At 64.7% G+C, this 26,211-nt stretch carries 26 protein-coding genes; 20 read left to right on the forward strand and 6 right to left on the reverse strand.

The window, feature by feature from the left end:
* The first annotated feature begins 6 nt into the window (after positions 1–6).
* Positions 7–870, forward strand: a complete 864-nt coding sequence (locus tag HG549_RS00730; protein ID WP_170027731.1) for an ABC transporter ATP-binding protein — start codon at positions 7–9, stop codon at positions 868–870.
* Positions 871–884: 14 nt separating this feature from the next.
* On the forward strand, positions 885–1,748 hold the full coding sequence (locus HG549_RS00735) for an ABC transporter permease (protein WP_170027732.1): 864 nt from the start codon (positions 885–887) through the stop codon (positions 1,746–1,748).
* A gap of 53 nt (positions 1,749–1,801) precedes the next feature.
* On the opposite strand, the gene HG549_RS00740 is transcribed toward HG549_RS00735, so the two are convergent.
* Positions 1,802–2,362, reverse strand: coding sequence for a WYL domain-containing protein (locus tag HG549_RS00740; protein ID WP_170027733.1), 561 nt, complete (start codon positions 2,360–2,362; stop codon positions 1,802–1,804).
* A 207-nt stretch (positions 2,363–2,569) separates the two neighbouring features.
* Between HG549_RS00740 and HG549_RS00745 the strand changes: the two genes are divergently transcribed.
* From HG549_RS00745 to HG549_RS00775, 7 genes are all read left to right on the forward strand, one after another.
* On the forward strand, positions 2,570–3,364 hold the full coding sequence (locus tag HG549_RS00745; RefSeq protein WP_170027734.1) for a tetratricopeptide repeat protein: 795 nt from the start codon (positions 2,570–2,572) through the stop codon (positions 3,362–3,364).
* 140 nt (positions 3,365–3,504) lie between these two features.
* A complete protein-coding gene (locus HG549_RS00750) occupies positions 3,505–3,957 on the forward strand; it encodes a MarR family winged helix-turn-helix transcriptional regulator (RefSeq protein ID WP_170027735.1) in 453 nt (150 codons plus the stop codon).
* Entirely contained in the window at positions 3,954–6,041 is a 2,088-nt protein-coding gene (locus HG549_RS00755) for an FUSC family protein (RefSeq protein WP_170027736.1), read from the forward strand. The genes HG549_RS00750 and HG549_RS00755 overlap by 4 nt, the downstream gene beginning before the upstream one ends.
* Positions 6,038–6,250, forward strand: a complete 213-nt coding sequence (locus HG549_RS00760; protein ID WP_114169105.1) for a DUF1656 domain-containing protein — start codon at positions 6,038–6,040, stop codon at positions 6,248–6,250. The genes HG549_RS00755 and HG549_RS00760 overlap by 4 nt, the downstream gene beginning before the upstream one ends.
* Positions 6,247–7,122: an HlyD family secretion protein gene (locus HG549_RS00765; protein ID WP_170027737.1), complete on the forward strand. Its 876-nt coding sequence runs from the start codon at positions 6,247–6,249 to the stop codon at positions 7,120–7,122. Before HG549_RS00760 ends, HG549_RS00765 begins: the two co-directional genes overlap by 4 nt.
* Positions 7,119–8,537: an efflux transporter outer membrane subunit gene (locus HG549_RS00770; RefSeq protein ID WP_170027738.1), complete on the forward strand. Its 1,419-nt coding sequence runs from the start codon at positions 7,119–7,121 to the stop codon at positions 8,535–8,537. The genes HG549_RS00765 and HG549_RS00770 overlap by 4 nt, the downstream gene beginning before the upstream one ends.
* Positions 8,538–9,197: 660 nt before the next feature.
* Positions 9,198–11,141 carry an FTR1 family protein gene (locus tag HG549_RS00775; RefSeq protein WP_170027739.1) on the forward strand — a complete coding sequence of 648 codons (1,944 nt, stop codon included), beginning with the start codon at positions 9,198–9,200 and terminating at the stop codon, positions 11,139–11,141.
* A gap of 152 nt (positions 11,142–11,293) precedes the next feature.
* Here HG549_RS00775 and HG549_RS00780 read toward each other — a convergent pair whose 3' ends face one another.
* Positions 11,294–11,539, reverse strand: coding sequence for a TIGR02647 family protein (locus HG549_RS00780; RefSeq protein ID WP_170027740.1), 246 nt, complete (start codon positions 11,537–11,539; stop codon positions 11,294–11,296).
* A gap of 69 nt (positions 11,540–11,608) precedes the next feature.
* Entirely contained in the window at positions 11,609–11,911 is a 303-nt protein-coding gene (locus HG549_RS00785) for a hypothetical protein (protein WP_170027741.1), read from the reverse strand.
* Between the two features lie 148 nt (positions 11,912–12,059).
* Here HG549_RS00785 and HG549_RS00790 point away from each other — a divergent pair, with 148 nt between their 5' ends.
* Positions 12,060–12,722 carry a glutathione S-transferase gene (locus HG549_RS00790; RefSeq protein ID WP_170027742.1) on the forward strand — a complete coding sequence of 221 codons (663 nt, stop codon included), beginning with the start codon at positions 12,060–12,062 and terminating at the stop codon, positions 12,720–12,722.
* A 120-nt stretch (positions 12,723–12,842) separates the two neighbouring features.
* Here HG549_RS00790 and argH read toward each other — a convergent pair whose 3' ends face one another.
* A complete protein-coding gene (gene argH, locus HG549_RS00795; RefSeq protein ID WP_025337274.1) occupies positions 12,843–14,237 on the reverse strand; it encodes an argininosuccinate lyase in 1,395 nt (464 codons plus the stop codon).
* 297 nt (positions 14,238–14,534) lie between these two features.
* Here argH and HG549_RS00800 point away from each other — a divergent pair, with 297 nt between their 5' ends.
* The 7 genes from HG549_RS00800 to rsd all read left to right on the forward strand — a co-directional run bounded on the left by HG549_RS00800 (position 14,535) and on the right by rsd (position 20,992).
* The gene (locus HG549_RS00800; RefSeq protein ID WP_170027743.1) at positions 14,535–15,278 is read left to right on the forward strand and encodes a LytTR family DNA-binding domain-containing protein; all 744 of its coding nucleotides are present in this window, start codon (positions 14,535–14,537) and stop codon (positions 15,276–15,278) included.
* A gap of 197 nt (positions 15,279–15,475) precedes the next feature.
* Positions 15,476–16,417 carry a hydroxymethylbilane synthase gene (gene hemC / locus HG549_RS00805; protein ID WP_170027744.1) on the forward strand — a complete coding sequence of 314 codons (942 nt, stop codon included), beginning with the start codon at positions 15,476–15,478 and terminating at the stop codon, positions 16,415–16,417.
* Positions 16,414–17,181 carry a uroporphyrinogen-III synthase gene (locus tag HG549_RS00810; RefSeq protein WP_170027745.1) on the forward strand — a complete coding sequence of 256 codons (768 nt, stop codon included), beginning with the start codon at positions 16,414–16,416 and terminating at the stop codon, positions 17,179–17,181. Before hemC ends, HG549_RS00810 begins: the two co-directional genes overlap by 4 nt.
* A 45-nt stretch (positions 17,182–17,226) precedes the next feature.
* Positions 17,227–18,327 (forward strand): uroporphyrinogen-III C-methyltransferase, encoded by a 1,101-nt coding sequence (locus HG549_RS00815; RefSeq protein ID WP_170027746.1) that lies wholly within the window; start codon positions 17,227–17,229, stop codon positions 18,325–18,327.
* A complete protein-coding gene (locus tag HG549_RS00820) occupies positions 18,324–19,562 on the forward strand; it encodes a heme biosynthesis protein HemY (protein WP_170027747.1) in 1,239 nt (412 codons plus the stop codon). Before HG549_RS00815 ends, HG549_RS00820 begins: the two co-directional genes overlap by 4 nt.
* A 221-nt stretch (positions 19,563–19,783) precedes the next feature.
* Positions 19,784–20,290 (forward strand): disulfide bond formation protein B, encoded by a 507-nt coding sequence (locus HG549_RS00825; RefSeq protein WP_170027748.1) that lies wholly within the window; start codon positions 19,784–19,786, stop codon positions 20,288–20,290.
* Between the two features lie 231 nt (positions 20,291–20,521).
* Complete coding sequence (gene rsd / locus HG549_RS00830; RefSeq protein ID WP_170027749.1) at positions 20,522–20,992, forward strand: sigma D regulator; 471 nt, start codon at positions 20,522–20,524, stop codon at positions 20,990–20,992.
* A 9-nt stretch (positions 20,993–21,001) separates the two neighbouring features.
* Here rsd and HG549_RS00835 read toward each other — a convergent pair whose 3' ends face one another.
* Positions 21,002–21,640 carry an FKBP-type peptidyl-prolyl cis-trans isomerase gene (locus HG549_RS00835; RefSeq protein WP_170027750.1) on the reverse strand — a complete coding sequence of 213 codons (639 nt, stop codon included), beginning with the start codon at positions 21,638–21,640 and terminating at the stop codon, positions 21,002–21,004.
* Between the two features lie 381 nt (positions 21,641–22,021).
* Here HG549_RS00835 and HG549_RS00840 point away from each other — a divergent pair, with 381 nt between their 5' ends.
* Positions 22,022–23,179, forward strand: coding sequence for an AlgP family protein (locus HG549_RS00840; protein ID WP_170027751.1), 1,158 nt, complete (start codon positions 22,022–22,024; stop codon positions 23,177–23,179).
* Here HG549_RS00840 and HG549_RS00845 read toward each other — a convergent pair.
* On the reverse strand, positions 23,158–23,637 hold the full coding sequence (locus tag HG549_RS00845; protein WP_170027752.1) for a TIGR02444 family protein: 480 nt from the start codon (positions 23,635–23,637) through the stop codon (positions 23,158–23,160). The genes HG549_RS00840 and HG549_RS00845 overlap by 22 nt on opposite strands.
* Positions 23,638–23,687: 50 nt before the next feature.
* On the opposite strand from HG549_RS00845, the gene HG549_RS00850 reads away from it, so the two are divergent.
* Positions 23,688–25,598: an ATP-binding cassette domain-containing protein gene (locus HG549_RS00850; RefSeq protein ID WP_170027753.1), complete on the forward strand. Its 1,911-nt coding sequence runs from the start codon at positions 23,688–23,690 to the stop codon at positions 25,596–25,598.
* Complete coding sequence (locus tag HG549_RS00855) at positions 25,598–26,185, forward strand: mechanosensitive ion channel family protein (protein ID WP_170027754.1); 588 nt, start codon at positions 25,598–25,600, stop codon at positions 26,183–26,185. The genes HG549_RS00850 and HG549_RS00855 overlap by 1 nt, the downstream gene beginning before the upstream one ends.
* The last annotated feature ends 26 nt before the right edge of the window (positions 26,186–26,211 follow it).

The raw sequence follows: 26,211 nt of genomic DNA on the forward strand, positions 1-26,211 counted from the left end.
CCGATCATGACCGCCCCTTTGCCAGGCCACACGGCCAGCAACCTGAGCCGTGTCGCCACGCCGCCTTTGCTCAAGGTGGACAACCTCAGCCTCGAATACCGTACCGCGCAACGCGTGGTGCGGGCCACCCACCAGGTCAGCTTCGAAGTCGACCGTGCCGATCGGTTCGTGCTGCTCGGCCCCTCTGGTTGTGGCAAGTCCACCCTGCTCAAGGCGGTGGCTGGCTTCATTTCGCCCCAGGAAGGGCAGGTGCTGTTGCAGGGCCGGGCGGTCAATGGCCCGGGCCCCGACCGCATCGTGGTGTTCCAGGAGTTCGACCAGTTGCCGCCCTGGAAGACGGTGAAGCAGAACGTCATGTTCCCGCTGCTGGTATCGGGCCAACTCAAGCGCGCGGAGGCCGAGGAGCGGGCGCTGCATTATCTGGACAAGGTCGGCCTGGCGGCCTTCGCCGATGCCTACCCGCACACCCTGTCGGGCGGCATGAAGGCCCGCGTGGCCATTGCCCGGGCCTTGGCCACGCAGCCGAAGATCCTGCTGATGGATGAGCCGTTTGCCGCACTCGATGCGCTGACCCGACGCAAGATGCAGGAAGAACTGTTGCTGTTGTGGGAGGAGGTGCGCTTCACCTTGCTGTTCGTCACCCACTCCATCGAAGAAGCGCTGGTGGTCGGCAACCGCATCCTGCTGTTGTCGCCACACCCGGGGCGGGTACGGGCCGAAGTGCACAGCCACCAGTACGACCTGGGCAGCTTGGGCGGCAGCGACTTCCAGGCCAGTGCCCGGCGCATCCACCGTTTGCTGTTTGACGAGGCGGACGCGCCGGAACCAGCCGGAGAGCTTGGCTTCAACGATATCCGCATCGCCTACTGACAGGAGCTTCAGCCATGACCACTACACCTGTACGCCAGGAATACGAGGTGCAACTGCAGCCCCTGCTCAGTGTGCCCGTGGAACGTCAACTGCCGTTGCTGCAGCGCCTGTGGCAGCAAGGCTGGTTGCGCAAGGCGGTCATCCTGCTGGTGATCGCCGTGCTCTGGGAGGCCGTGGCCCGCTACCAGGCCAACGACCTGTTGCTGCCGAGCTTTGTGCAAACCGCCGTCGCCTTGTGGGACGGCCTGTTCAGCGGTGAACTGCCAGCCAAGGTCGGCGTCTCGCTGGTGATTTTGCTCAAGGGTTATGTGCTGGGCATCGTCCTGGCCTTTGGCCTGACCAGCCTGGCGGTGTCGACCCAGTTGGGACGTGACCTGCTGGGCACATTGACCTCGATGTTCAACCCGCTGCCGGCAATTGCCCTGCTGCCATTGGCCTTGCTCTGGTTCGGGTTGGGTGACAACAGCCTGATCTTCGTGCTGGTGCACTCGGTGCTATGGGCGTTGGCGCTCAATACCTATGCCGGCTTCCTCGGCGTGTCGGAGACGCTGCGCATGGCTGGTCGCAACTATGGCCTGAAAGGACTGCGGCTGGTGCTGCACATCCTGGTGCCGGCAGCGCTGCCGTCGATCCTGTCGGGGTTGAAGATCGGCTGGGCATTTGCCTGGCGCACCTTGATCGCCGCCGAGCTGGTGTTCGGTGCCAGCAGCGGCAAAGGTGGGCTGGGCTGGTACATCTTCCAGAACCGCAACGAGCTTTACACCGACAAGGTATTCGCCGGGTTGGCGGTGGTGATCCTGATTGGCCTGCTGGTGGAAGGGCTGGTGTTCAATACCCTGGAGCGGCTGACCGTGCGGCGGTGGGGGATGCAGCGCTAACGGCAAGCCTGTACCGGCCCTTCGCGGGTTCAGCCGCGAGAGGCCGGTACAGGCTATGAATTCTGGTACTGCGCAGCCGCATTGCTGAGTATCCTGCCAATCTCCTCCCGCAAGCCGGTAGGCTGCTCGACCACCACCCCATCGCCATGGCTCAACAGCCACCAGCGCAGCGGCCAGCCATCACTCACCGTGGCCCGCAACCGGTGCCCGTGTTCCAGCGCCGTCAGTTGCATGTCGCTACTCAGCGGCGCATCGCGCAATTGCCGCGCCAGTGCATCGCTGATGCGTGCCACCAACTCGACCCCCTCACCCCGTGCCGGTTGCAACGCATCGCCGCGCAGGTGCGTCAGCAGATCGAAATTGCCGCGCAATTCGCCCACGGCGCTCGCCGACCAGTGCCAGCCAAACGGGATGCTCTTGTCATTGCGCTCCAGCGGGAATATCAGCGACAGCTCATTGAGGTCGCGTTCGACAGTACGTTTGCTGACAGTGAAGCCCACGTCACGCAGGCGCCAGACCAGCTCGGCGCTGGTGATGCCTGGAGAGCGGCTGGGCAGCTGGCGCAGCAGCGCCCACTGACGGCTGAGGGTGGCGCGGGTAGTGGCGAACGGCAAAAGGTAACGTCCTTGTCTAGGCTTGCCGCAATAGGATGGCGGCAGGCGTGGGGCATGGCAATTGGCCACAGCCTGCTCAGATCAAGGAAGTCGCATTTGGTTGCCAGGTGCCGATTCGTTCGCGACAGGTTTTGACGTGTCGTCACGCAGAATCACGCCTCATCACAGCCGAAGGTTGGGGTTGTGCGTCGTTCAATGAGGATGAACATGTCTGCTGCCAGCAATATCCATTCGCTGCTTGCCCGTCTCCTGCCCGAGCGGGTCATCGCCCCACCGATTGCTGTCGGGAGGCGACAGCGGTTGTTTGCCGGAGTAGGGCTGCCCAGCCAGCGCTCGCTACTGATCAGCCGCCTGGACGAGGCCAGCGACGTGCAGGCGGTATATGCCGACCTGCGCCGCCAGGCGCTGCAAGGCAACGTGGCGGCGCTCAATGACCTCGGCTGGATCTGGCTCAACGGCAAGTACTGGCGTGCCGATACCGTGCTGGCCGGCCACCTGTTGCGCATGGCCGCCCTGCAGGGCAGTGCTGCGGCCTGGTTCAACCTTGGCCAGCAGCATTATTTCGGCAAAGGCATCGAACCCTCCTATGTGCAGGCGGCGGAGTGCTATCGCCAGGCCTTCGAGCGCGGCCTGCTGCACGCCGCCGCCGCGTTGGGCGACCTGTACGAGGAAGAGGTGTGCGACGGCGAGCTGCTGTGGCAGGTCGACCTGGTGCAGGCCTACCAGTGGTTCCTGCGGGGGGCCGAGCGGGGCGAGGCACGTTGCCGTTTCGAGGTGGGATACCGGTTGATGCACGGGCTGTACGTGGAAGCCGATATCAAGGCGGCGCTGTACTGGCTGGAGCTGGCGGCAGCGGCGGGCGTGGTGCAGGCTGCCGAGGAGCTGGCAGTGCACTTCAGCAGCCGTGACGAGGTGCGGTACCAGGAGTGGCGCGACCGGGCGGTACAGATGGGCAGCACATTGGCCTTGACCATGAAGCTCGAAGACCAGATTCAGCCCTGAGTCGTTCTGCTCAGGCCGGTACTGAAAAAAAAGCATGAACAACATTTCACCCAGGCTATCCGTCACCGCTGGTTGACGACAGGGGGAGGGCCAAGCGTATATTGATAGTTAGCAAACTATGAATATCCTTGGTTTTTTCAATGTCCCTTGATCTCCTGCGCCTGCAAGTCAGCAGCGGCATGGTGGTTGCCGCCCGGCATTGGCGGCGCATCTGCCATACCGCCCTGACCGGTTATGGCATCTCCGAGGCCTGCGCCACGCCCTTGTTGATGATCGTGCGCCTGGGCGACGGCGTGCACCAGGTTGCCGTGGCCCAGGCTGCGGGCCTGGAAAGCCCGTCGTTGGTGCGCCTGCTCGACCAGCTGTGCAAGGCAGGCCTGGTGTGCCGCAGCGAAGACCCGCTGGACCGCCGTGCAAAGGCCCTGAGCCTGACCGCCGAAGGCCGCGCCCTGGCCGAGTCCATCGAAGCCGAACTGGTGCGCCTGCGCCGTGAGGTGCTGCAGCATATCGACCAAGCTGACCTGGAAGCCGCCTTGCGCGTGTTGCGTGCCTTCGAAGCGGCTGGCCTGGGCAGCACAGGCGAGGCCGCATGAACGGTTTCTTCAGCTCGGTGCCACCGGCGCGCGACTGGTTCTATGGCGTGCGTACCTTCGCCGCCTCCATGATCGCCTTGTACATCGCCTTGCTCATGCAGCTGCCGCGCCCCTATTGGGCCATGGCCACGGTGTACATCGTCTCCAGCCCCTTCCTCGGCCCGACCAGCTCCAAGGCCCTGTACCGTGCCCTGGGCACGCTGCTTGGTGCCGGTGGCGCGATCTTCCTGGTGCCGCCGCTGGTACAGTCGCCATTGCTGCTGAGTATCGCCATCGCCTTGTGGACCGGCACCTTGCTGTTCCTTTCGCTTAATCTGCGCACCGCCAACAACTATGTGCTGATGCTGGCGGGCTACACCTTGCCGATGATCGCCCTGGCGGTGGTCGACAACCCATTGGCAGTGTTCGACGTGGCGTCTTCCCGTGCCCAGGAAATCTGCCTGGGTATCGTTTGCGCGGCAGTGGTCGGGGCCATCTTCTGGCCGCGTCGGCTGGCGCCAGTGGTGGTCGGTGCCACCACTACCTGGTTCAGCGAGGCGATCCGTTACAGCGATACCTACCTCGCCCGCCAAGCCAGCGCCGACCAGGTGGGTGGCCTGCGCGGCACGATGGTCACCACCTTCAACTCGCTGGAACTGATGATCGGCCAGCTCGGCCATGAAGGTGCCGGCCCGCACACCCTGAAGAATGCTCGCGAATTGCGCGGGCGCATGATCCACCTGCTGCCGGTGATCGACGCCCTCGACGACGCCCTGGTCGCCCTCGAAGGCCGTGCTCCGGAGAAATTCGCCCAGATGCGACCGCTGCTGGAGGCCGCCCGCGAATGGCTCAAGGGCACCGCCGACAGCGCTTCGCCCGCCCGCTGGGCCGCCCTGCACGAGCAGATCGAGCGCCTGCAGCCCGGCGCCGCAGCCCTCGACCAACGTGCCGAGCTGCTGCTGTCCAACGCCCTGTATCGCCTGACGGAATGGGCTGACCTCTGGCAGGACTGCTGCAGCCTGCAGCACGCCTTGCGCAGCGACGATGCCAAACCCTGGCGCGCGGTGTACCGCCACTGGCGGCTGGGCCGCCTGACAGCATTCTTCGATCGCGGGTTGATGCTGTATTCGGTAGCCTCGACCGTGCTGGCCATCGTTGTCGCCTGCGGCCTGTGGATCGGCCTGGGCTGGAACGACGGGGCCAGCGCGGTGATTCTCGCTGCCGTATCGTGCAGCTTTTTCGCCGCCATGGACGACCCGGCGCCGCAGATCTACAGGTTCTTCTTCTGGACGCTGATGTCGGTGATCTTCTCCAGCCTGTACCTGTTCCTGGTGCTGCCAAACCTGCACGACTTCCCCATGCTGGTGCTGGCCTTTGCCGTGCCGTTCATCTGCGTCGGCACCCTGACCGTGCAACCGCGCTTCTACCTCGGCACCTTGCTGACCATCGTCAACACCTCGACCTTCATCAGCATCCAGGGTGCCTACGACGCGGATTTCTTCACCTTCCTCAACTCCAACCTGGCCGGCCCCGTCGGCTTGCTGTTCGCCTTCATCTGGACCCTGGTGATGCGCCCGTTCGGCGTGGAGCTGGCGGCCAAGCGCATGACCCGCTTCGCCTGGCGCGACATCGTCGAGATGACCGAGCCGGCCACCCTTGCCGAACACCGCCACGTGGGTGTGCAGATGCTCGACCGCCTGATGCAGCACCTGCCGCGCCTGTCGCAGACTGGCCAGGATAGCGGCGTGGCGCTGCGTGACCTGCGCGTAGGGCTTAACCTGCTGGACTTGCTGGCCTACATGCCGCGTGCCGGCCAGCAGGCCCGTGAGCGCCTGGGCACCGTGATCGAGGAAGTCGGCGCGCATTACGCCGCTTGCCTGCGCGCTGGTGAACGCCTGCATGCGCCCGCCGCGCTGCTGCGCAACATGGAGCGCGCGCGCCTGGCGCTGAACCTCGATGAACTGTACGAGCGCGGCGATGCCCGCACCCACCTGCTGCATGCCTTGAGCGGCCTGCGCCTGGCGCTGTTGCCGGGTGTCGAGGTGATGCTCGAACCCGCCGAACAACCGCAATTGCCCCCCGGACTCGACGGAGCGCCCCTGTGATTGGTGAACTGGATATCAGCGGGGTATTCCTGCCCACGCTGCTGGTGATGATGTTTGGCACCTACCTGCTGTTCCTCGGGGTGCACGCGGTGCTGGTGCGCGTGCATTTCTACCGCCTGGTCTGGCACCGGGCATTGTTCAACGTTGCCTTGTATGCCGTGCTGCTTGGCGCGGTGGACCACTTTTGCCGAAACCTGATGCTGCCATGAAAAAACCTTTGCTGACCCTGGGCCGTGTGGTCCTGACCTTGCTGGTAGTGACCTTCGCCGCCGTGCTCGTGTGGCAGATGGTGGTGTACTACATGTTCGCCCCGTGGACCCGCGACGGCCACATCCGCGCCGACGTGATCCAGATCGCCCCGGATGTTTCCGGGCTGATCCAGAAGGTCGAGGTGCGCGACAACCAGACCGTCAAGCGCGGCGATGTGCTGTTCACCATCGATCAGGACCGCTTCACCCTGGCCCTGCGCCAGGCCAAGGCGACCCTGGCCGAGCGCCAGGAAACCCTGGCCCAGGCTACCCGCGAAGCGCAGCGCAACCGCAAGCTGGGCAACCTGGTGGCGGCCGAGCAACTGGAAGAGAGCCAGTCTCGCGAAGCCCGTGCCCGCTCGGCGGTCAGTGAGGCGCAAGTGGCGGTCGATAGCGCCCAGCTCAACCTCGACCGTTCGGTGGTGCGCAGCCCGGTGGACGGCTACCTCAACGACCGTGCGCCGCGTAACCATGAATTTGTCACTGCTGGCCGGCCGGTGCTGTCGGTGGTCGATAGCGCCTCGTACCACGTCGACGGTTACTTCGAAGAAACCAAGCTGGGCGGCATTCACATTGGCGATGCCGTGGATATCCGGGTCATGGGCGACAACACCCGCCTGAGCGGCCATGTGCAAAGCTTTGCTGCCGGTATCGAAGACCGCGACCGCAGCAGCGGGGCCAACCTGCTGCCCAACGTCAACCCAGCCTTCAGCTGGGTGCGCCTGGCCCAGCGTATTCCGGTACGCATCGCCTTCGACGAGGTACCAGAGGACTTCCGCATGATCGCCGGGCGAACCGCCACGGTGTCGATCATCGAGGGCCAGCGGCCATGAAACAGCTGATGCTGGCTGGCCTGTGCCTGTCGCTGGGGGCGTGCATGATGGTTGGCCCCGACTACCAGGTACCGAAGGATGCCGCGGTGCAGCGCAGCGACCTCAATGGCCCGTTGCGCCAGGATGCTGACAGCGTAGTGTCGGCGCCGGTGCCTGAGGACTGGTGGCAGTTGTATCAGGACCCGCGGTTGAACGAGCTGGTGCGCCAGGCCCTGAGTGCCAACAGCGAACTGCGCGTGGCCGCTGCCAACATTGCCAAGGCCCGCGCACAGGTCGAAGTGGCCGAGTCGCAAGGCGGCTTCAACGGCGGCGTCAAACTGGGTGCCCAGCGCCTGCAGGAGTCTGGCGAAGCCTTTCTGCTGCCCGAGAAAGTACCGGTGGCGAATATCGGTGAGGCGATCATCAGCGCCTCGTACCAGTTCGACCTGTGGGGTACCTTCAAGCGCGGCACCGAGGCCGCCAAGGCCAATGCCGATGCAGTGCAGGCCGCTGCCGATACCGCCCGCATCACCTTGGTGGCAGACGTGGTCAAGGCCTATACCCAGGTTTGCTCGGCCAACGAGGAATACCATATCGCCCGCGAGTCGCTCGACCTGCAGGAACAAAGCGTCAAGCTCACCCAGCGCTTGCGTGATGCCGGCCGTGGCGATGAGACCCAGGTCACCCGCTCGCAGACCCAGTTCAAGTCCTTGCGCGCGGAGCTGCCACGCTTCAAGGCCGAGCGCGAGGCCGGCCTGTACACCCTGGCGGCGTTGTTGGCCAAGCCGGTGGAGCAACTGTCTGCCGGCACTGCCGATTGTGCCGAACTGCCGCACCTGAGCCAGTTGCTGCCCGTCGGCGATGGCGCAGCCCTGCTCAAGCGCCGCCCCGACGTACGCCAGGCCGAACGCCAGTTGGCTGCGGCCACTGCCAACATCGGTGTCGCCACCGGCGCGTTGTACCCGGATATCAGCATCGGCGCCCAGGTCGGCACCATCGGTATCCTCGAGAACCTTGGCGAGCCCTCGACCAACCGCTGGGGTTTTGGCCCGCAGGTCAGCTGGAGCATCCCCACCAATGGCACCCGCGCCCGCATTCGCATGGCCGAAGCCTCGACCCAGGCGGCCTTGGCTAACTTCGATGGGGTGGTGCTGAACGCCATCCGCGAAACCCAGACTCGCCTGGCGCAGTACAGTGCCTTGCTTGACCGGCGCGATGCGCTGGCCGAGGCGGAGCAGTCGGCCAAGGACGCGGCCGACCAGACCCACCGCTATTACCAGGCGGGGCGTGAATCGTTCCTGGCGGACTTGCAGGCAACGCGGACTTATACCGACATGCGCTCGCAGTTGGCGGCGGCCAATAGCCAGGTGGCGTTGGGGCAGATTGGTGTGTTCCTGGCGTTGGGTGGGGGGTGGAAGGAGGCTGGGAAGCAGTGAAGTTGCGGAGTGTTTGACGGGAGATTGGGGGAGGGCTGACAGGTGCCTGCCTTGGCATATTCAGCGCCTGTGAAACCGAGCGCCGCCCGCGCGGCGCATCGCGGATAAATCCGCTCCTACGTTTGTTTCGGGCCAGTGCCTCCTGCGAGATCACCGCTGTCCGCCTTGTTTGTTCCATTCGTAATCGAAGGTATCGCCGCTGCCGCTACCTATCTCCTGCCATGCACCAAGGGTGCGCGCGCCAATGGTGCAGGAATAACTGGCCCGAAACAGAGGTGGGAACGGATTTATCTCGGGCCAACCCCTCCTGTAAGGTCACCGCTGTCCGCCTTGTTTGTTCCATTCGTAATCGAAGGCATCGCCACTGTCGCTCCACCTATCTCCTGCCATGCACCAAGGGTGCGCGCGCCAATGGTGCAGGAATAACTGGCCCGAAACAGATGTAGGAGCGGATTTATCCGCGATGCGCCGCGCGGGCGGCGCTCGGTTTCACAGGCGCTGAAAATGCCAAGGCAGGCACCTGTCAGCCCCCACCCAATCTCCCGCCAGGCACCGGCATTGCCCAGCCCTCATACCTTTCCCTCACTTCGCCTGATTTGTAGCAAGATTTTTCATGAAATCCGCCCAGCACCCTTGAGAGAAGCAAAGTGGAAGTGAACAATGTTCTCTTTCGCATTCCCCTCGAGACTGGCCATGAATACCCGTTCCCGTCTGCTTGCCTGGCTGCCTGCTTTGGTGCTCGGCCCGGTGCTGGCGCTGTGCAGTACCCTGGCGCTGGCCGAAGCCCCCGCTGAGGCTACCAAGGCGCTGCACTTGCTCGACTACATTGGCGCCGACTACCCACCGACCGTGCACGACGGCAAGGTGATCGACAATGGCGAATACCGCGAGCAGCAGGAATTCAGCGCGGTGTTGGCCGACCTGGTCAAAGGCTTGCCTGCGCATGCTGAGCAAGCGGCTCTGGAACAGGGCGTGCAGGCGCTGCGCCAGGCCATCGACCAGCGCCAGGAAGGCGCAGCCGTTGCCCGACAGGCCCGCCAGCTGGGCGCGCGCCTGGCAGTGGCCTACGAGGTCAGCCAGGCCCCGGTGATCACCCCGGACCCGGCCCGTGGCGCGGCGCTGTATGCGCAAAACTGCTCGATCTGCCACGGCGACACCGGTGCCGGCGACGGCCCGGCTGGCGTGGGCCTGGAGCCGGCACCCGCCAACCTGCGCGATGTCGCGCGCCTCGACCAGTTGAGCTTGTTCGACCTCTACAACACCTTGGCCCTGGGTATCGACGGCACCGAGATGCCGTCCTTCGCCGACCAGCTGGATGATCGCCAGCGCTGGGACGTGGCCGCCTATATCGCCAGCTTCACCGCCAAGCCGGAAGCCGGCAAAGGCGACAAGACCTGGAACATTGCCGACCTGGCCCGCCAGACCCCGGCCGAAGTCGCCGCCAAAGAGGGCGATGCCGTCGTCGAGGCGTTCCGCGCCCAGCGCGCGCAGCCACCCCAGGTCAAGCGTGGCCCGGCGCAATTGCTCGAATACACCGCCAGTACCCTGGACAAGAGCCTGGCTGCCTACCGTGCAGGCGACCATGACCAGGCCTATGACCTGTCGGTGGCGGCCTACCTGGAAGGCTTCGAGCTGGTGGAAAGCTCACTGGACAACATCGACACCCTGGCGCGCAAGGACACCGAAAAATCCCTGATGGCCTACCGCCAGTCACTGCAGGACGGCTTGCCCGTCGCCCAGGCCGAGCAACGCCTGGGCGAAGCCAAGGCCAAGCTCGAGCAAGCAGCCAAGCTGCTGGGCAGCAACGGCTTGAGCTGGTCGTTGAGCTTTGTTTCCGGTTTGCTGATCCTGCTGCGCGAAGGCCTCGAGGCGATCCTGGTACTGGCGGCGATCCTGGCCTTCCTGCGCAACACCGGCCAGCAGTCGGCGGTGCGCAGCGTCAACATGGGCTGGGGCCTGGCGCTGGTGGCCGGCTTCGCCACCTGGGCCTTGGCGGCCTATGTGATCGACGTGGGTGGCGCCCAGCGTGAGCTGCTGGAAGGCTGTACGGCGCTGTTCGCCGCGGTGATGGTACTGTGGCTTGGTGTGTGGATGCACGATCGCCGCCACGCCGCCGCCTGGCAGGACTACATCAAGAGCAGCCTGGTCAGTGGCGGCGGGCGTTTCGGCTTCGCCGTGCTGGCGTTCTTCTCAGTGTACCGCGAACTGTTCGAAGTGATCCTGTTCTACGAGACCCTGTGGCTGCAGGCAGGCCCAGGCGGGCACCAGGCGGTGCTGGCGGGTGGTGCCACGGCGCTGGTGTTGCTGGTGGGGTTGGCCTGGGTGATCCTGCGGGGCTCGGCCAAACTGCCGTTGTCGCTGTTCTTCAGTATCAACGCCGGGTTGCTGTGCGCCTTGTCGGTGGTATTCGCCGGGCATGGCGTGAAGGCGCTGCAAGAGGCCGGGGTGCTCGGTACACGGCCAGTGGCGTTCTTCGAGTTCGATTGGCTGGGGATCCACGCCGATGCCTACTCGCTGTCGGCGCAGGCTGTGGCCTTGCTGGCCATCGTGTTCCTGTACGGGCGCTCACGCCTGGCGGAAAAGCGCCGGGCAGTAGCACACTAAAGGCATATACGGACCGCTTGTAGGAGCGGCCTTGTGTCGCGATCGGGCCGCCAGGCGGCCCCCGGATTTCAGCCACGCTGCACTCATTGCCGGGGCCGCCTTGCGGCCCGATCGCGACACAAGGCCGCTCCTACAGGCATTGCTGCAATCTGTCAGGCCGGCTGTGGCGCCTTGAGGATGTTCTGCAACAGCTGGACACTTTCGACGGCGTCATGACCCAGGCTGGTCAGGTAGCCGCCATCAGGTTGATCGGTCAGCCCCTTTTCATGCAGGCGTTGCGCGGCGGCAACCAGGGCAGGCGAGGCATTCTTGTGAATCTTGATGCCTTCCTGGCTGCTGTCGTGTTTGAACAGCGCGAGCACTTCCAGTTCAGCGATCAGATCGGGGGTGAAGGACATGGCGACTCCTGACTTCCAGACAAGGATGGCGGCACCAGTGGCGGTGCCTGATCCTGGAGTGTAGACGGGTTATTCGTCGTCGCCTTGATCCATCTCAGGCGGCAACTCCGGCAGCGCCCGCAGCGCGCTTTCATACCACTCGCTGTCGAACGCGCGGTCTTCCACCAGCATGTTGTCGATCTCGAAGGCCAGCACATGGGCCATCAGGTTGAGAATGTCTTCGCGCGCATAGCCGACCAGGGTCAGCTTGTTGAAGGTGGCCTTGGCCGCAGGCGGCTCGCCGCTTTCGATCTGGTTTTCGATGGCCTGGGTCAGCGTCGCCTCGGCGAAGGCTTCGTCGTCGTCATTGTCGATGTCGGTGGGATCGCTCATGGCGGTACTCCTGTGATGGGATGCACAGTGTGCCACGCCTGCGACGGCAATGCCCGGGCATTGACGGGGCGCATGACACTGGTCAAGGGGCTGGCGATCGGTCTATAAAAGCCAGGCCAACCCCTTACGGCCTGGAGGCTGTTACCTCATGCTCAAGCTTCACGGATTCGCGGTCAGCAACTACTACAACATGGTCAAGCTGGCCCTGCTGGAAAAAGGCCTGCCCTTCGAGGAGGTCACCTTCTATGGCGGCCAGGCGCCGCAGGCGCTGGAAGTGAGCCCACGAGGCAAGGTGCCGGTGTTGCAGACCGAACATGGCTTCCTCAGCGAAACCAGCGTGATCCTCGACTATATCGAGCAAACCCAGGGCGGCAAGGCGCTGCTGCCGGCCGACCCGTTCGCGCAGGCCAAGGTGCGCGAGCTGCTCAAGGAAATCGAGCTGTACATCGAGCTGCCGGCGCGTACCTGCTACGCCGAATCGTTCTTTGGCATGTCGGTGGAGCCGCTGGTCAAGGAAAAAGCCCGTGCCGACCTGCTGGCCGGGTTTGCCACGCTCAAGCGCAACGGCCGCTTCGCACCCTATGTAGCGGGTGAGCAACTGACGCTGGCCGACCTGATGTTCTGCTTCTCGGTCGACCTGGCCTGTGCTGTGGGCAAGAAGGTGCTGAACATCGACTTCCTGGAAGATTTCCCCCAGGCCAAGGCGTTGCTCGGGCTGATGGGCGACAACCCGCACATGGCGCGGATCGTGGCGGACAAGGCGGCGGCGATGCCGGCCTTCATGGAGATGATTCGTAGCGGCAAGCGCTAGAAGCCAGAAGCTGCTTCACCGCCCGTAGCGACACAAGGCCGCGCCTGCAGAGGGTACACGAACCCCTGTAGCAGCGGCCTTGTGTCGCGATGGGCCGCACAGCGGCCCCAAGTCCAGGGCTTAACGCGAAGCCAGCAGCGCCTTGCCGCGGGCCACTGCCGCACGCACCTGCGCCGGTGCGGTGCCGCCAATGTGGTTGCGGGCATTCACCGAGCCTTCCAGGGTCAGCACGGCAAACACGTCCTGCTCGATCTGGTCGCTGAACTGGCGCAGTTCATCCAGGCTCATCTCGGCCAGGTCCTTGCCGGTGTCCACACCATATTTCACCGCATGCCCGACGATCTCGTGGCAGTCACGGAACGGCAGGCCACGGCGTACCAGGTAGTCGGCCAGGTCGGTGGCGGTGGAGAAGCCGCGCAGGGCCGCTTCACGCATGATGGCGTGCTTGGGCTTGATTGCCGGAATCATGTCGGCAAAAGCACGCAGCGAGTCGCGCAAGGTATCGGCGGCGTCGAACAGCGGCTCCTTGTCTTCCTGATTGTCCTTGTTGTAGGCCAGCGGCTGGCCTTTCATCAGGGTCAGCAGGCCGGTCAGGGCGCCGAATACACGGCCGCTCTTGCCACGTACCAGTTCTGGCACGTCGGGGTTCTTTTTCTGCGGCATGATCGAGCTGCCAGTGCAGAAGCGGTCTGGCAGGTCGATGAACTGGAACTGCGCACTGGTCCACAGCACCAGCTCTTCGGAGAAGCGCGACAGGTGCATCATCGCCACGCTGGCTGCTGCGCAGAATTCGATGGCGAAGTCACGGTCCGACACGCCGTCCAGCGAGTTGCCGGCCACGGCTTCGAAGCCCAGCAGCTTGCAGGTCAGTTCACGGTCGATCGGGTAGGTGGTACCGGCTAGGGCGGCGCTGCCCAACGGCATGCGGTTGGCACGCTTGCGGCAGTCGACCAGGCGCTCGTAGTCGCGGCTGAGCATTTCGAACCAGGCCAGCAGGTGGTGGCCGAAGGTAACCGGTTGCGCCGTCTGCAGGTGGGTGAACCCGGGCATGATGGTTTCGGCTTCACGCTCGGCCTGTTCCAGCAGGCCCTGCTGCAGGCGGGTGATCTCGGCCAGGATCAGGTCGATCTCGTCACGCAGCCACAGGCGGATGTCGGTGGCCACCTGGTCGTTGCGGCTACGGCCGGTGTGCAGCTTCTTGCCGGTGATGCCGATGCGGTCGGTCAGGCGTGCCTCGATGTTCATGTGCACGTCTTCAAGGTCGACGCGCCAGTCGAAGGTGCCGGCCTCGATCTCACCCTGGATGGTCTTCAGGCCATCGATGATGGTGTCACGCTCGGCATCGCTGAGCACGCCGACCTGCGCCAGCATGGTGGCGTGGGCGATCGAACCCATGATGTCGTGGCGGTACAGGCGCTTGTCGAAATCGACCGAGGCGGTGAAACGGGCGACGAAGGCGTCGACGGGCTCACTGAAGCGGCCGCCCCAGGACTGATTGGTCTTGTCGGTGCTCATGGATTCACTCATTGCAGGCGTGAACGAAAGAAGTGGCGCGGATGATAGCAGGGTTGTGGCGGGCGCCGCAGGGCGCTGGTCGAGAGAAATGCAGGGAAAACCCCGAACAACGATTTCATGGAATGAACGGCAGTGTTCCACGGACCGTCTACAGTTGGACAGAGGACTGGCAGTGAATCTGCCTGCCGAGTGAATCTTTGGCCATCGCACCGGTCTAGAGCCTGACCGCAGTGTCGCTCGAACCATACCTGTCTACGCTATACCTGTGCGAGACTCATTCAGGAATCCAGCGCAATTATGAATGTCCTGATCGTTGATGACGAACCCCAAGGCCGTGAGCGCCTCAGCCGCCTGCTCGGCGAGCTGGAGGGATACACCGTGCTGGAGCCTAGCGCCACCAACGGCGAGGAGGCCCTGGCGCTGATCGAAAGCCTGAAGCCCGATGTGGTCCTGCTGGACATCGGCATGCCAGGCCTGGACGGCTTGCAGGTCGCTGCTCGCCTGTGCGAGCGCGAGGCGCCGCCGGCGGTGGTGTTTTGCACCGGGGACGATGAATATGGTGCCGAGGCGTTCAAGGACAGTGCCCTCAGCCATGTGACCAAGCCTTTCCAGGCGCAGGCCTTGCGCGATGCCTTGCGCAAGGCCGAAAAACCCAATCGCGCGCAGTTGGCCGCGCTCACCCGGCCGGGCAGTGAAGGTGGCGGCCCGCGCAGCCACATCAGTGCCCGCACCCGCAAAGGCATCGAGCTGATCCCTTTGCCCCAGGTGATCTATTTCATTGCCGACCACAAGTACGTGACCTTGCGCCACGAGGCCGGCGAAGTGCTGCTCGACGAGCCGCTGAAGGCCCTGGAAGACGAGTTTGGTGAACGTTTCGTGCGTATCCACCGCAACGCACTGGTTGCCCGTGAACGTATCGAACGCCTGCAGCGCACCCCGCTGGGGCATTTTCAGCTGTACCTGAAGGGCCTGGAAGGCGATGCCCTGACCGTCAGCCGACGCCATGTCGCCGGCGTGCGCAAGATGATGCAAACCCTCTGATACGGCGCGCGCATGGCAAGGGCTGCGCCCTTGTTCGCGGCTAAAGACGCGCCCACAGGTTCAGCATTGCCCTGGCAAGCGGCACTGTACCCGGTGGGCGGCTTCAGCCGCGAAGAGGCCCTTGACTGATCCACATCTGCTAGCGATAGCGGCGATGCTGTTATCATCGGCAGCATTTCTCTGGATCGGGGCGTTTCATGTCCACTCGCGAAATCCGCATCGCCACCCGTAAAAGTGCCTTGGCCCTGTGGCAGGCCGAATACGTCAAAGCCCGCCTCGAGCAGGCCCACCCCGGTCTGCTGGTGACCCTGGTGCCCATGGTCAGCCGCGGTGACAAGCTGCTCGACGCGCCCCTGGCGAAAATCGGCGGCAAGGGCCTGTTCGTCAAGGAACTGGAAACCGCCCTGCTGGACAATGAAGCCGACATCGCCGTGCATTCGATGAAGGACGTGCCCATGGACTTCCCCGAAGGCCTGGGCCTGTACTGCATCTGCGAGCGCGAAGACCCGCGTGATGCCTTCGTCTCCAACCGCTTTGCCAGCCTCGAAGCACTGCCGGCCGGCAGCATCGTCGGCACCTCCAGCCTGCGCCGCCAGGCCCAGCTGCTGGCGCGCCGCCCCGACTTGCAGATCCGGTTCCTGCGCGGCAACGTCAACACCCGCCTGGCCAAGCTGGATGCCGGTGAGTACGACGCCATCATCCTCGCCGCTGCCGGCCTGATCCGCCTGGGCTTCGAAGACCGCATCACCTCCACCATCAGCGTCGACGACAGCCTGCCGGCGGGTGGCCAGGGGGCGGTGGGCATCGAATGCCGCAGCGCCGACCGCGAGATCCATGCATTGCTGGCACCGCTGCACCACGTCGATACCGCTGACCGGGTGGTGGCCGAGCGCGCCCTGAACAAACGCCTGAACGGCGGCTGCCAGGTGCCGATCGCCTGCTACGCGGTGCTGGAAGGTGACCAATTGTGGCTGCGCGGCCTGGTCGGCCAGCCCAGCGGCGGCACCCTGCTGGTGGCGGAAGCCCGCGCACCCCGTGGCAACGCCGAGACGCTTGGCGTGCAGGTCGCCGAAGAGCTGCTGGGGCAGGGCGCCGAGGCCATCCTCAAGGAAGTCTACGGCGAGGCCGGCCACCCGTGAGCCCCTGGCGCCTGTTGCTGACCCGGCCTGTCGAAGACTGCGCAGCGCTGGCGCAAAGCCTGGCGGCGGCGGGGGTGGGCAGTAGCTGCCTGCCGTTGCTGGCGATCGAACCGGTTGCCGTGGATGACCGCCAACGCCAATTGCTGGAAGGCCTGTCGGGCTTCCAGGCGATCATCGTGGTCAGCAAGCCGGCCGCCAGGTTATTGCTCGAACAACTGGCCGAGGCCGGCCTGCAGCCGCCACGGCAAGGCTGGTTCACCGTGGGCGAGGCGACTGCGGCGGTGTTGCAGGCGGCGGGCCTGGCAGTGAACGTCCCATCGGCCGGCGATGACAGCGAAGCCTTGCTGGCGCTGCCAGCCCTGCGCCAGGCTGTAGCCGTGCCGACGCCGCGCATCTTGATCGTGCGCGGGGTCGGAGGTCGCGAACTGCTGGCAGAGCGTCTTGCAGAGCAAGGTGCTAGTGTCGATTATCTGGAACTGTATCGTCGTTGCCTGCCGGTTTACCCGCCGGGCACCTTGATGCGCCGCATCGAAGCGGAACGCCTCAATGGCCTGGTGGTCAGCAGTGGGCAGGGTTTTGAACACTTGCAGCAGATGGCCGGCGCCGATTGGCCGCAGCTGGCGCGCCTGCCGCTGTTCGTGCCCAGCCCGCGGGTCGCCGAACAGGCCAGGGCCGCCGGGGCCCAACAGGTTGTGGATTGCCGTGGCGCCAGTGCCACGGCCTTGCTGGCAGCCGTGCAGCGCAGCGCTGCACCTGCCTCCTAAGGCGCTAAGCTGAACGCGGTGCGCCCCCATGCAAAGGATGGATACGTGAGCGAGACTGTCTTGTCCAAAAACGATCAGCCGTCGGCACAGGCGCCGACGGAACCCGTCACCCCCCCACCTGCCAAGCGCTCCGGCAGTGGCCTGGCAGCCCTGGCCCTGCTGCTGGGGGCGGCCGGGGTCGCGGTAGGTGGCTGGGGTGTCTGGCAGGTGCGTCAACTGCAAGGCAGCGAATTCAACCAGGGCCAGCACATCGAGGCGCTGAACCAGCGCGCCGAAGCCCTGCAGCAGCGTGAACAGCAGATCAGCGCGCAGCTGGCCAGCCTGCCGCCTGCCAGCGAGCTGGAAGACCGCCGCCGCCTGGTGGCGCAACTGCAAGGCGACCAGCAACGCCTCAGCCAGCGCCTGGAAACCGTGCTGGGTGAAAGCCGCAAGGAATGGCGCCTGGCCGAGGCCGAGCACTTGCTGCGCCTGGCCACCCTGCGCCTGTCGGCGCTGCAGGACATCACCAGTGCCAAGGCGCTGGTCGAGGGTGCCGACGAGATCCTGCGTGAACAGAGCGACCCGGGCGCCTTCGCCGCTCGCGAGCAGCTGGCGCGTAGCCTGGCCACGCTCAACAGCACGCAGCAACCGGACCGTACCGGCCTGTTTCTGAAACTGGCCGCGCAGCGCGAGCTGGTGCAGCAACTCAGCGCCCAGTCGCCAGAGTTCGCCAGCAATGCCGATGCGCTCGGTGCCCTGACCTCCGACGGCGATGGCGCCAGCCGCCTGTCGCAGTGGTGGGCCGAGATCTCCAAGTATTTCCAGATCGACTTCAACGCCGATGACAACGTGCGCCCACTGCTGGCCGGGCAGCAGCTGAACCAGCTGCGCCTGGCCCTGAGCCTGACCATCGAGCAGGCCCAGTGGGCGGCGCTCAATGGCGATGCCAAGGTCTACACCCAGGCCCTGGACGATGCCCGTAGCGTGCTGCTGGCCAACTTCAACGCCGACAACCCGCAGAGCAAGGCCATGCTCGACAGCCTCAATGCCTTGGCCGAGCAACCCGTCTCGGTGGTCACCCCCGACCTGAGCGAAAGCCTGGCCGCAGTACAGGCGTATATCCAGCGCCGTCACCTGCCGGCCGAGGCGGAAGGGGGCAAGCCATGAAGCGCGTCTACCTGCTGGCCGTGCTGGCGATCGTGATCGCCGCAGCGCTGGGTATCGCGGTCGCCAAGCACAGCGGCTATGTGCTGATTTCCTATGGCAGTTTCCGCTACCAGTCGGGGTTGTGGGCCGCCCTGGCCGGCTTGTTGGCCGTGATCGTGCTGCTGTGGCTGCTGCGCTACCTGGTCGGTTTGGTGCTGACTTCCAGCGGCGTGGTCAACCCATGGTCGCGACGCAACCGCAGCCGGCGCATCCGCTTGTCCATCGAACAGGGCCAGCTGGACCTTGCCGAGGGCCGCTGGGCCAGCGCCCAACGCCACCTGCACCGGGCCGCCGAGGCCGAGCGCCAGCCGCTGCTGTTCTACCTCGGTGCGGCGCGCGCCGCCAACGAACAAGGCCGCACCGAAGACAGTGACAACCTGCTGGAGCGTGCCCTGGAGCGTCAGCCGCAAGCGGAACTGGCCATCGCCCTGACCCATGCGCAGCTGCAGATGGACCGTGGCGAAAGCGACGGCGCCCTGGAAACCCTGCTGGCCATGCAGGACCGCCACCCGCATAACAGCCAGGTGCTGCGCCTGCTGCAGCGCCTGTACCAGGCGCGCGGCGACTGGTCGGCCCTGATCCGCCTGCTGCCCGAGCTGCGCAAAGGCAAGGTGCTGCCGGCTGCCGAGCTGGCCGCCCTGGAGCAGCGCGCCTGGGGGCAGAACCTGAGCCTGGCCTCGACCCGGGGCGAGGATGCGCAAAGTGCGCGTCAGGCCTTGGAGCGTGCCTGGCAGCAACTGACCGCGGCGCAGCGCCAGGAACCACAGCTGGTGCTGGCCTACGCCGAACAATTGCGCCAGGTCGGCGCCCAGAGCGAAGCCGAGCAAGTGCTGCGCGCCGCCCTCAAGCGTGACTACGAAAGCCACCTGGCCCGCCTGTACGGCCTGGTGCGCGGCGAAGACCCGGCGCGCCAGCTGCAAACCGCCGAAGGCTGGCTCAAGGCACACCCGGACGACGCCAGCCTGCTGCTGACCCTGGGCCGCCTGAGCTTGCAGAACCGCCTGTGGGGCAAGGCGCGCGACTACCTGGAAAGCAGCCTGCGCATGGAACGCAACCCCGAGGCCTGCGCCGAGTTGGCCCGGTTGCTCGCCAGCCTTGGCGAGACCGAGCGCAGCAACCAGTTGTTCCAGGAGGGCCTCGGCCTGCTGGACGAGCGCCTGCTGGCCCTGCCATTGCCAGAAGGCGTGCGCGCCTGACCTTACCCATGGCCCGCGCCAAGGTGCGGGCCATGGGGCCGGGTAACTTATCCGCTGATGCAAGCTGGATCTGCAGTCCCTGTCTTCAGACGTTTCCTACTCGTCTGCTAGAAATTTCCCTCGCGATTCAGCGACTTGTCGCTGCTGTCGCGCCTTGAAACAAAGCGTGTCTTTCCTCTACCGTTTCAAGCCACTTCATCATCTCGGGACCTTGACCGCCCATGCTGCCGGCCCGTTTACGCACCTTTTTCCTACCCGCCTGCCTGGCCGCACTGGCGGTGCTGGCGGCATCCTTTCAGCTGGAAAAGGTTCTGGGGTTGCTGCCGTGTCCATTGTGTTTCAGCCAGCGCGTGCTGCTTGGCCTATACGCGCTGCTGTGCCTCGCGGCGGTGCTGCAGGCACCGCGTTCGCAGGGTGTCCGCCGTTATGCGCGGGCGACGCTGGGTTGTGCGCTGGCGGGGGCGTTGCTGGCGGCACGGCACGTCTGGTTGCAGGGCGCGGACGATGCCCTGCCTCTCTGCCCGCTGCCGATCGCATGGGTATTGGAACAATCCTGGAGCGAAGCGGCGCGGCAATTGTTGCTCGGCGGCCCTGACTGCAACGCGCTGACCTGGAGTTTTCTCGACCTGACGCTGCCCGAGTGGAGCCTGCTGGCCTTCCTGCTGCTGGCGGTACCACCCGCGAGCTGCCTGCTGGCGTATCGTTTCCGCACCCTGGCCGGAAGTTGACCTGGCGCAAGGCTTGGCCAGTAGCGCGACCAATGGCGGTGTAACAGGGTATTAAACGCTTGTATGAACTTTGTCCGCTGCGTACCTTGATGGGCAGCACGCGCGGGAATAATCTCGCAACACGCATACCGAAAACACAACTGCTCGATGCCGTCCTGCTGATGTCACCTTTGTGCTGCACGGTCGTAGTGCGAGGTGCAGCGGCATCTACCCAGAAGGGAAGAGATCGCCATGCTCGATAGTTGTCAGAACGCTCAGGAACGCTGGGGTGGGGTTCACAAGCTGATCGATCGCTGGCTGGAGGAGCGCCAGGAACTGGTGCAGGCTTTCCGCGCATTGCGCGACGCCAAGCCGGCCTTTGCCGACAAGGAAAAAAACCGCGATTTCTGCGCGGTTCTGGTCGACTACGTTTCAGCGTGGCATTTCGAAGTCTGCGAGCAACTGGTCAGTGAGGCCAAGGCTTTCGACGACGAAAAGGCGCTGAAGCTGGCCGAAGAAATCAATCCCCGGATCAACGACATCACCCAGATCGCGCTGGCGTTCAATGACCATTGCGAAAAGGGTGAATGCAAGGACACCGAACGCTTCGCCGAGAAGCTGTCCAAGCTGGGAGCCCTGCTGCACGAACGCTTCGAGCTGGAAGACTGCCTGATCGAGGTGCTGCACAACGCGCACAAGGAAGAGGGCGCGGTCGAGGCCTGACGGCCGAGATCAGTCAGCAACCGCCAGCAGTTCGATCTCGAACACCAGGGGGGTGTAGGGTGCGATCAGGTCACCCGCACCCTCGGCGCCATAGGCTTGCGCCGACGGAATCACCAGGCGCCATTTGGCGCCGGTGCGCATCTGCGGCAACGCCACCTGCCATCCTTCGATTACCGAATCCAGGCTGAACCACTGGGGCGTCTGGTTCTGATCGAATATCGAGCCATCGGGCAGCCTGCCCACATAGCGCACCTGCACCTTGCCGCCAGCTTTGGGCTGCGCGCCAGAGCCTGCCTGAAGCTCGCTGTAGAGCAGGCCCCCTGGTAGTTCGTGTACACCATAACGACCGCGCTCGTTGGCCATGAAGCGCGTCTCGGCAGCCTGCTGTTTCTGCGCGGCGGCATCGTCTTCCTGCGCTTCATGTTGCTGCAGCACGGCCTGCATGCGTGCCTTGTCGAGCTTCAGCGGTTGCCCTTGGTAAGACGCACGCAGGCCTTCGACCAATGTGTCCAGTTGCAGGCCCGGCATCTCCTGGCGCAGCCGCTCGCCCAGGCTGGCGCCAAGGCTGTAGGCCAGGTCGTGTTCGTCGCTGTTGGCCAGGGCGAGAGGGGCCAGCAGGCATAAACCTAAAACTAGATATCGAGGCATGATCAGTTCCTGCGCCAATGAGCGGGGAATTATGCCAGTGTTCAGTTTTGTATTGTGCGTGCTTGCAGGCCTTTGTAGGAGCGGCCTTGTGTCGCGATGGGGTGCGAAGCAGCCCCAGGATTTGTGCATCGGGTTGATAATGCCGGGGCTGCTTCGCACCCCATCGCGACACAAGGCCGCTCCTACAAGGGCACCGCGCAGTTCAGATAGTTGCCGAATATCTGCAATCATTTATTCAGCAACTACACTTGCTCGGAGCTGCAAGATAACAACTTTGCCCAGGCATGCAACGCGGCGTAAACAATACTGTCAACATGCCCTAGCGGCGGTAGCAGCAGAAGCATAGTATGAGCCGCAATCTCATCAGCCAGGAGGTAAACCATGTCGGCCAAGAAGAAGCCAGTAAGTACGCCGTTACACCTGCTCCAGCAACTTTCGGGCAGCCTGCTCGAACACTTGGAGGATGCCTGCTCGCAAGCGCTGGCTGATGCGGAAAAACTGCTGGCCAAGTTGGAAAAGCAGCGTGTCAAGGCGCAGGAAAAACTGCACGGCGGACGTCAGAAACTGCAAGACGCAGCCAAGGCAGGTAAAGCCAAGGCGCAGGCCAAGGCACATAAAGCCATTGGTGAACTGGAAGAATTGCTCGATTCTCTCAAGGAACGTCAAAGCCAGACCCGTTCTTATATTCAACAACTCAAGCGCGATGCACAGGACAGCCTCAAGCTGGCTCAAGGTGTAGGCAAGGTTCGAGAAGCAGCAGCCAAAGCCCTTGACCAACGCGCAGCTGCCAAGCCAGCAACCAAAGCCACTGCAACTGCCAAACCGGCGGCCAAGCCAGCAGCCAAAACCACTGCAGCTGCCAAATCGGCGGCCAAGCCAGCAGCCAAGGCCACTGCAGCTGCCAAACCGGCGGCCAAGCCAGCAGCCAAGCCAGCAGCCAAAGCCACCGCAGCTGCCAAACCGGCAGCCAAGCCAGCAGCCAAAGCCACCGCAGCTGCCAAACCGGCAGCCAAGCCAGCGGCCAAAGCCACCGCAGCTGCCAAACCGGCAGCCAAGCCAGCGGCCAAAGCTACCGCAGCTGCCAAACCGGCGGCCAAGCCAGCGGCCAAAGCTACCGCAGCTGCCAAACCGGCGGCCAAGCCAGCGGCCAAAGCTACCGCAGCTGCCAAACCGGCGGCCAAGCCAGCAGCCAAGACTACTGCTGCCGCCAAACCGGCAGCCAAGCCTGCGGCCAAGACCACCGCAACTGCCAAACCGGCGGCCAAGCCAGCAGCCAAGGCTACCGCTGCTGCCAAACCTGCTCCAGCCAAAGCCACTGCTGCCAAGCCGGCCGCGAAACCCGCTGCAGCCAAAGCACCAACCCGTGCAGCGACCAAGCCTGCTGCCGCCAAGCCTGCTGCCAGCAAGCCAGCCGAAAGCAAACCGGCTACACCTGCCGCCAGCAGTACGGCCGCTGGGACCAACTCGGCCACGCCTGCCGCTTCGGTAGCCCCTTCGGCACCTGCCAGTACCTCGGTTCAGGCGCCTTCGGCGTCCTGAAGCGCGGTCGCCGCGACGCGCAACTGGTCCAGCGCGTCGTGGTGGCGGGCCGGGTCCGGCGCCAGCCGGGCCAGCCAGTCGCCCGCGGGCACGTCAGCGTCCGTGGGCCACTGTTGTGCACACGCTTGCAAGCGTTCCAGCAAGGCTTTCTCGGCCTGCAGTTCCAACTGCTTGAGCTGATCACGCAACGCTGCCAGCCGCGCATCGCCCTGCGCTGCCGCGCGCCACTGTTGGCGCAGGCTGCGTAACGGCGCAACCACTTCACGCTGCCAGGGCTCGGCAACCTCGCCCAATACCTGCACGCGCTCGTCCAGCACGGCTACGCCACGTGCTTGCAGCCAGGTTGCGCACAGCAACAGGCAGACATCGCCACCCTGCGCCTGCAAGGCGAGGCAGGCCGCTTCCACGCCGGGCCTGGCGTACAGGGCCAGGGCGTGATTCCACAGGTCGGTGTGCATGGTTCCACTCGCGCTATGGGCCGAGGAAGCTGGTAGACTCCGCGACCATCATGATCAGACTATCCAACCTCACTTTACAGCGTGGTCCGCAGCGCTTGCTAGAAGGCGCCGAGATGACCCTGCACGCCGGTCACAAGGCCGGCCTGATTGGCGCCAACGGTGCCGGAAAATCCAGCCTGTTCGCCTTGCTGCGTGGTGAGCTGTCGCCCGATGCCGGCGATTGCCAACTACCCGGGGACTGGCGCATCGCCCACATGCGCCAGGAAGTAGACACGCTCGACCGCCTGGCCGTGGATTATGTGCTCGACGGCGACGCGCGCCTGCGCAAGGTTCAGGCCGAGCTGGCTGCGGCAGAGCAGGCCCACGATGGTACCGCCCTGGCACGCCTGCACAGTGAGCTGGAAAGCGCCGACGGTTATACCGCCGATGCCCGCGCCCGCAAATTGCTGGCCGGCCTGGGCTTCACCAACGAGCAGATGGATCGCCGCGTCGGCGACTTCTCCGGGGGCTGGCGGATGCGCCTGAACCTGGCCCAGGCGCTGATGTGCCCGTCCGACCTGCTGCTGCTCGACGAGCCCACCAACCACCTGGACCTGGACGCGATCCTGTGGCTGGAGGACTGGCTCAAGGGCTACCCAGGCACGCTGTTGCTGATCTCCCACGACCGCGACTTCCTCGATGCCGTGGTCGACCATGTGCTGCACGTCGAGCAACGCAAGCTGAACCTGTACAAGGGCGGCTACACCGCCTTCGAGCGCACCCGTGCCGAGCGCCTGGCGCAGCAGCAGCAGGCCTACGAGAAGCAGCAGGCTCAGCGCGCGCACATGGAAAAGTACATTGCCCGCTTCAAGGCCCAGGCCACCAAGGCCCGCCAGGCCCAGAGCCGAATCAAGGCCCTGGAGCGCATGGAAGAGCTGTCGGCGGCGCACGTCGATTCGCCGTTCGACTTTGTCTTCCGCGAGTCGCAAAAAATTTCCAGCCCGCTGCTGAGCCTGTCCGAAGGCCGCCTGGGCTACGGTGACAAGGCCATTCTCGACAAGGTCAAGCTGCAGCTCACCCCGGGCGCACGGATTGGCCTGCTCGGCCCCAACGGTGCCGGCAAATCGACCTTGATCAAGAACCTGGCCGGCGAGCTTGAGCCGCTGTCGGGTCGCCTGGTACGTGGCGAGAACCTGGCCGTGGGTTACTTCGCCCAGCATCAGCTGGACTCGCTGGACGACAAGGCCAGCCCGCTGCTGCACTTGCAGCGCATCGCGCCTGCCGAGCGTGAGCAGACCCTGCGCGATTTCCTCGGTGGCTTCGACTTCCATGGCGACCGTGTCGACGAGCCGGTAGTGAACTTCTCCGGTGGCGAAAAGGCCCGCCTGGCGCTGGCGCTGATTGCCTGGGAGCGGCCGAACCTGCTGCTGCTTGACGAACCGACCAACCACCTCGACCTGGAAATGCGCCTGGCTCTGACCATGGCCCTGCAGGAGTTCGCCGGTGCTGTAGTGGTGGTGTCCCACGACCGTCACCTGCTCAAGAGCACCACCGACGACTTCTTGCTGGTGGCCGACGGCAAGGTCGATACCTTCGATGGCGACCTGGACGACTACAGCCGCTGGCTGGTCGAGTACCGCCAGCGCAGTGCGCCGGCCAATAGCGCCCCGGCCAACCCGGACAAGACCGACAAGAAGGCCCAGCGCCAGGCTGCTGCAGCCTTGCGCCAGCAACTGGCTCCGCACAAGAAGGCCGCCGACAAGCTCGAGACCGAGCTCAACCAGGTGCACGCGCAGCTGGCTGAAATCGAAACCGCGCTAGGTGATGGTGGCCTCTACGACGCGGCGCGCAAGGATGAACTGCGTGAGCTGCTGGCGCGCCAGACCAAGCTCAAGCAGCGCGAGGGCGAATTGGAGGAGGCCTGGATGGAAGCACTGGAAACCCTCGAAAGCATGCAGGCCGAACTTGAGGCGCTGTCCTGATGGAGGAACTGCGTTCGCTGCTGCCAGGGCAATGGATGGACACCTTCTGGGTGGGCTTGCAGATTCTGTTGATCCTGATCGTGGCGTTCGTCCTGCAACGCATTATTGCCCGTGGGCTGAGCCGCCTGGGCCAGCGTTATCCTCTGCCGCCGGAGTTGCTGGTGCCGGTGCGCGGTGGCCTGCGTTGGCTGATCATGGGCAGCGCGCTGTTGTTCGTGCTGGAGCGCCTGGGTGTGTCGGCAACCGTGCTGTGGACAGCATTGTCCGGTTTCGTCGCGGTAGCGGCGGTGGCCTTCTTCGCCATCTGGAGCGTGCTGTCCAACCTGCTGTGTGCGGTGCTGATCTTCACGGTCGGGCCGTTTCGCATCGGAGACGTGGTCGAACTGGTCGACACCCTCGACAAGCCGGGCGTAAAGGGCCGGGTCATCGCCATCAACCTGCTGTTCACCACCCTGCTGGAAATGCCCGAGGCGGGAGGGGCGCTGGTGCAGGTGCCGAACAGCCAGTTTTTCCAGAAGTCGGTGCGGCGCTGGCGCGGCGCTGAGGTGCAGTCGCTGCAACAAGAGGCGCCAGCCGAGGCTGACTGAACCTGTACTGGCCTCTTCGCGGGTAC

The organism is Pseudomonas sp. SK (assembly GCF_012975065.1).
GTDB classification, from domain to species: Bacteria; Pseudomonadota; Gammaproteobacteria; order Pseudomonadales; family Pseudomonadaceae; genus Aquipseudomonas; species Aquipseudomonas anuradhapurensis.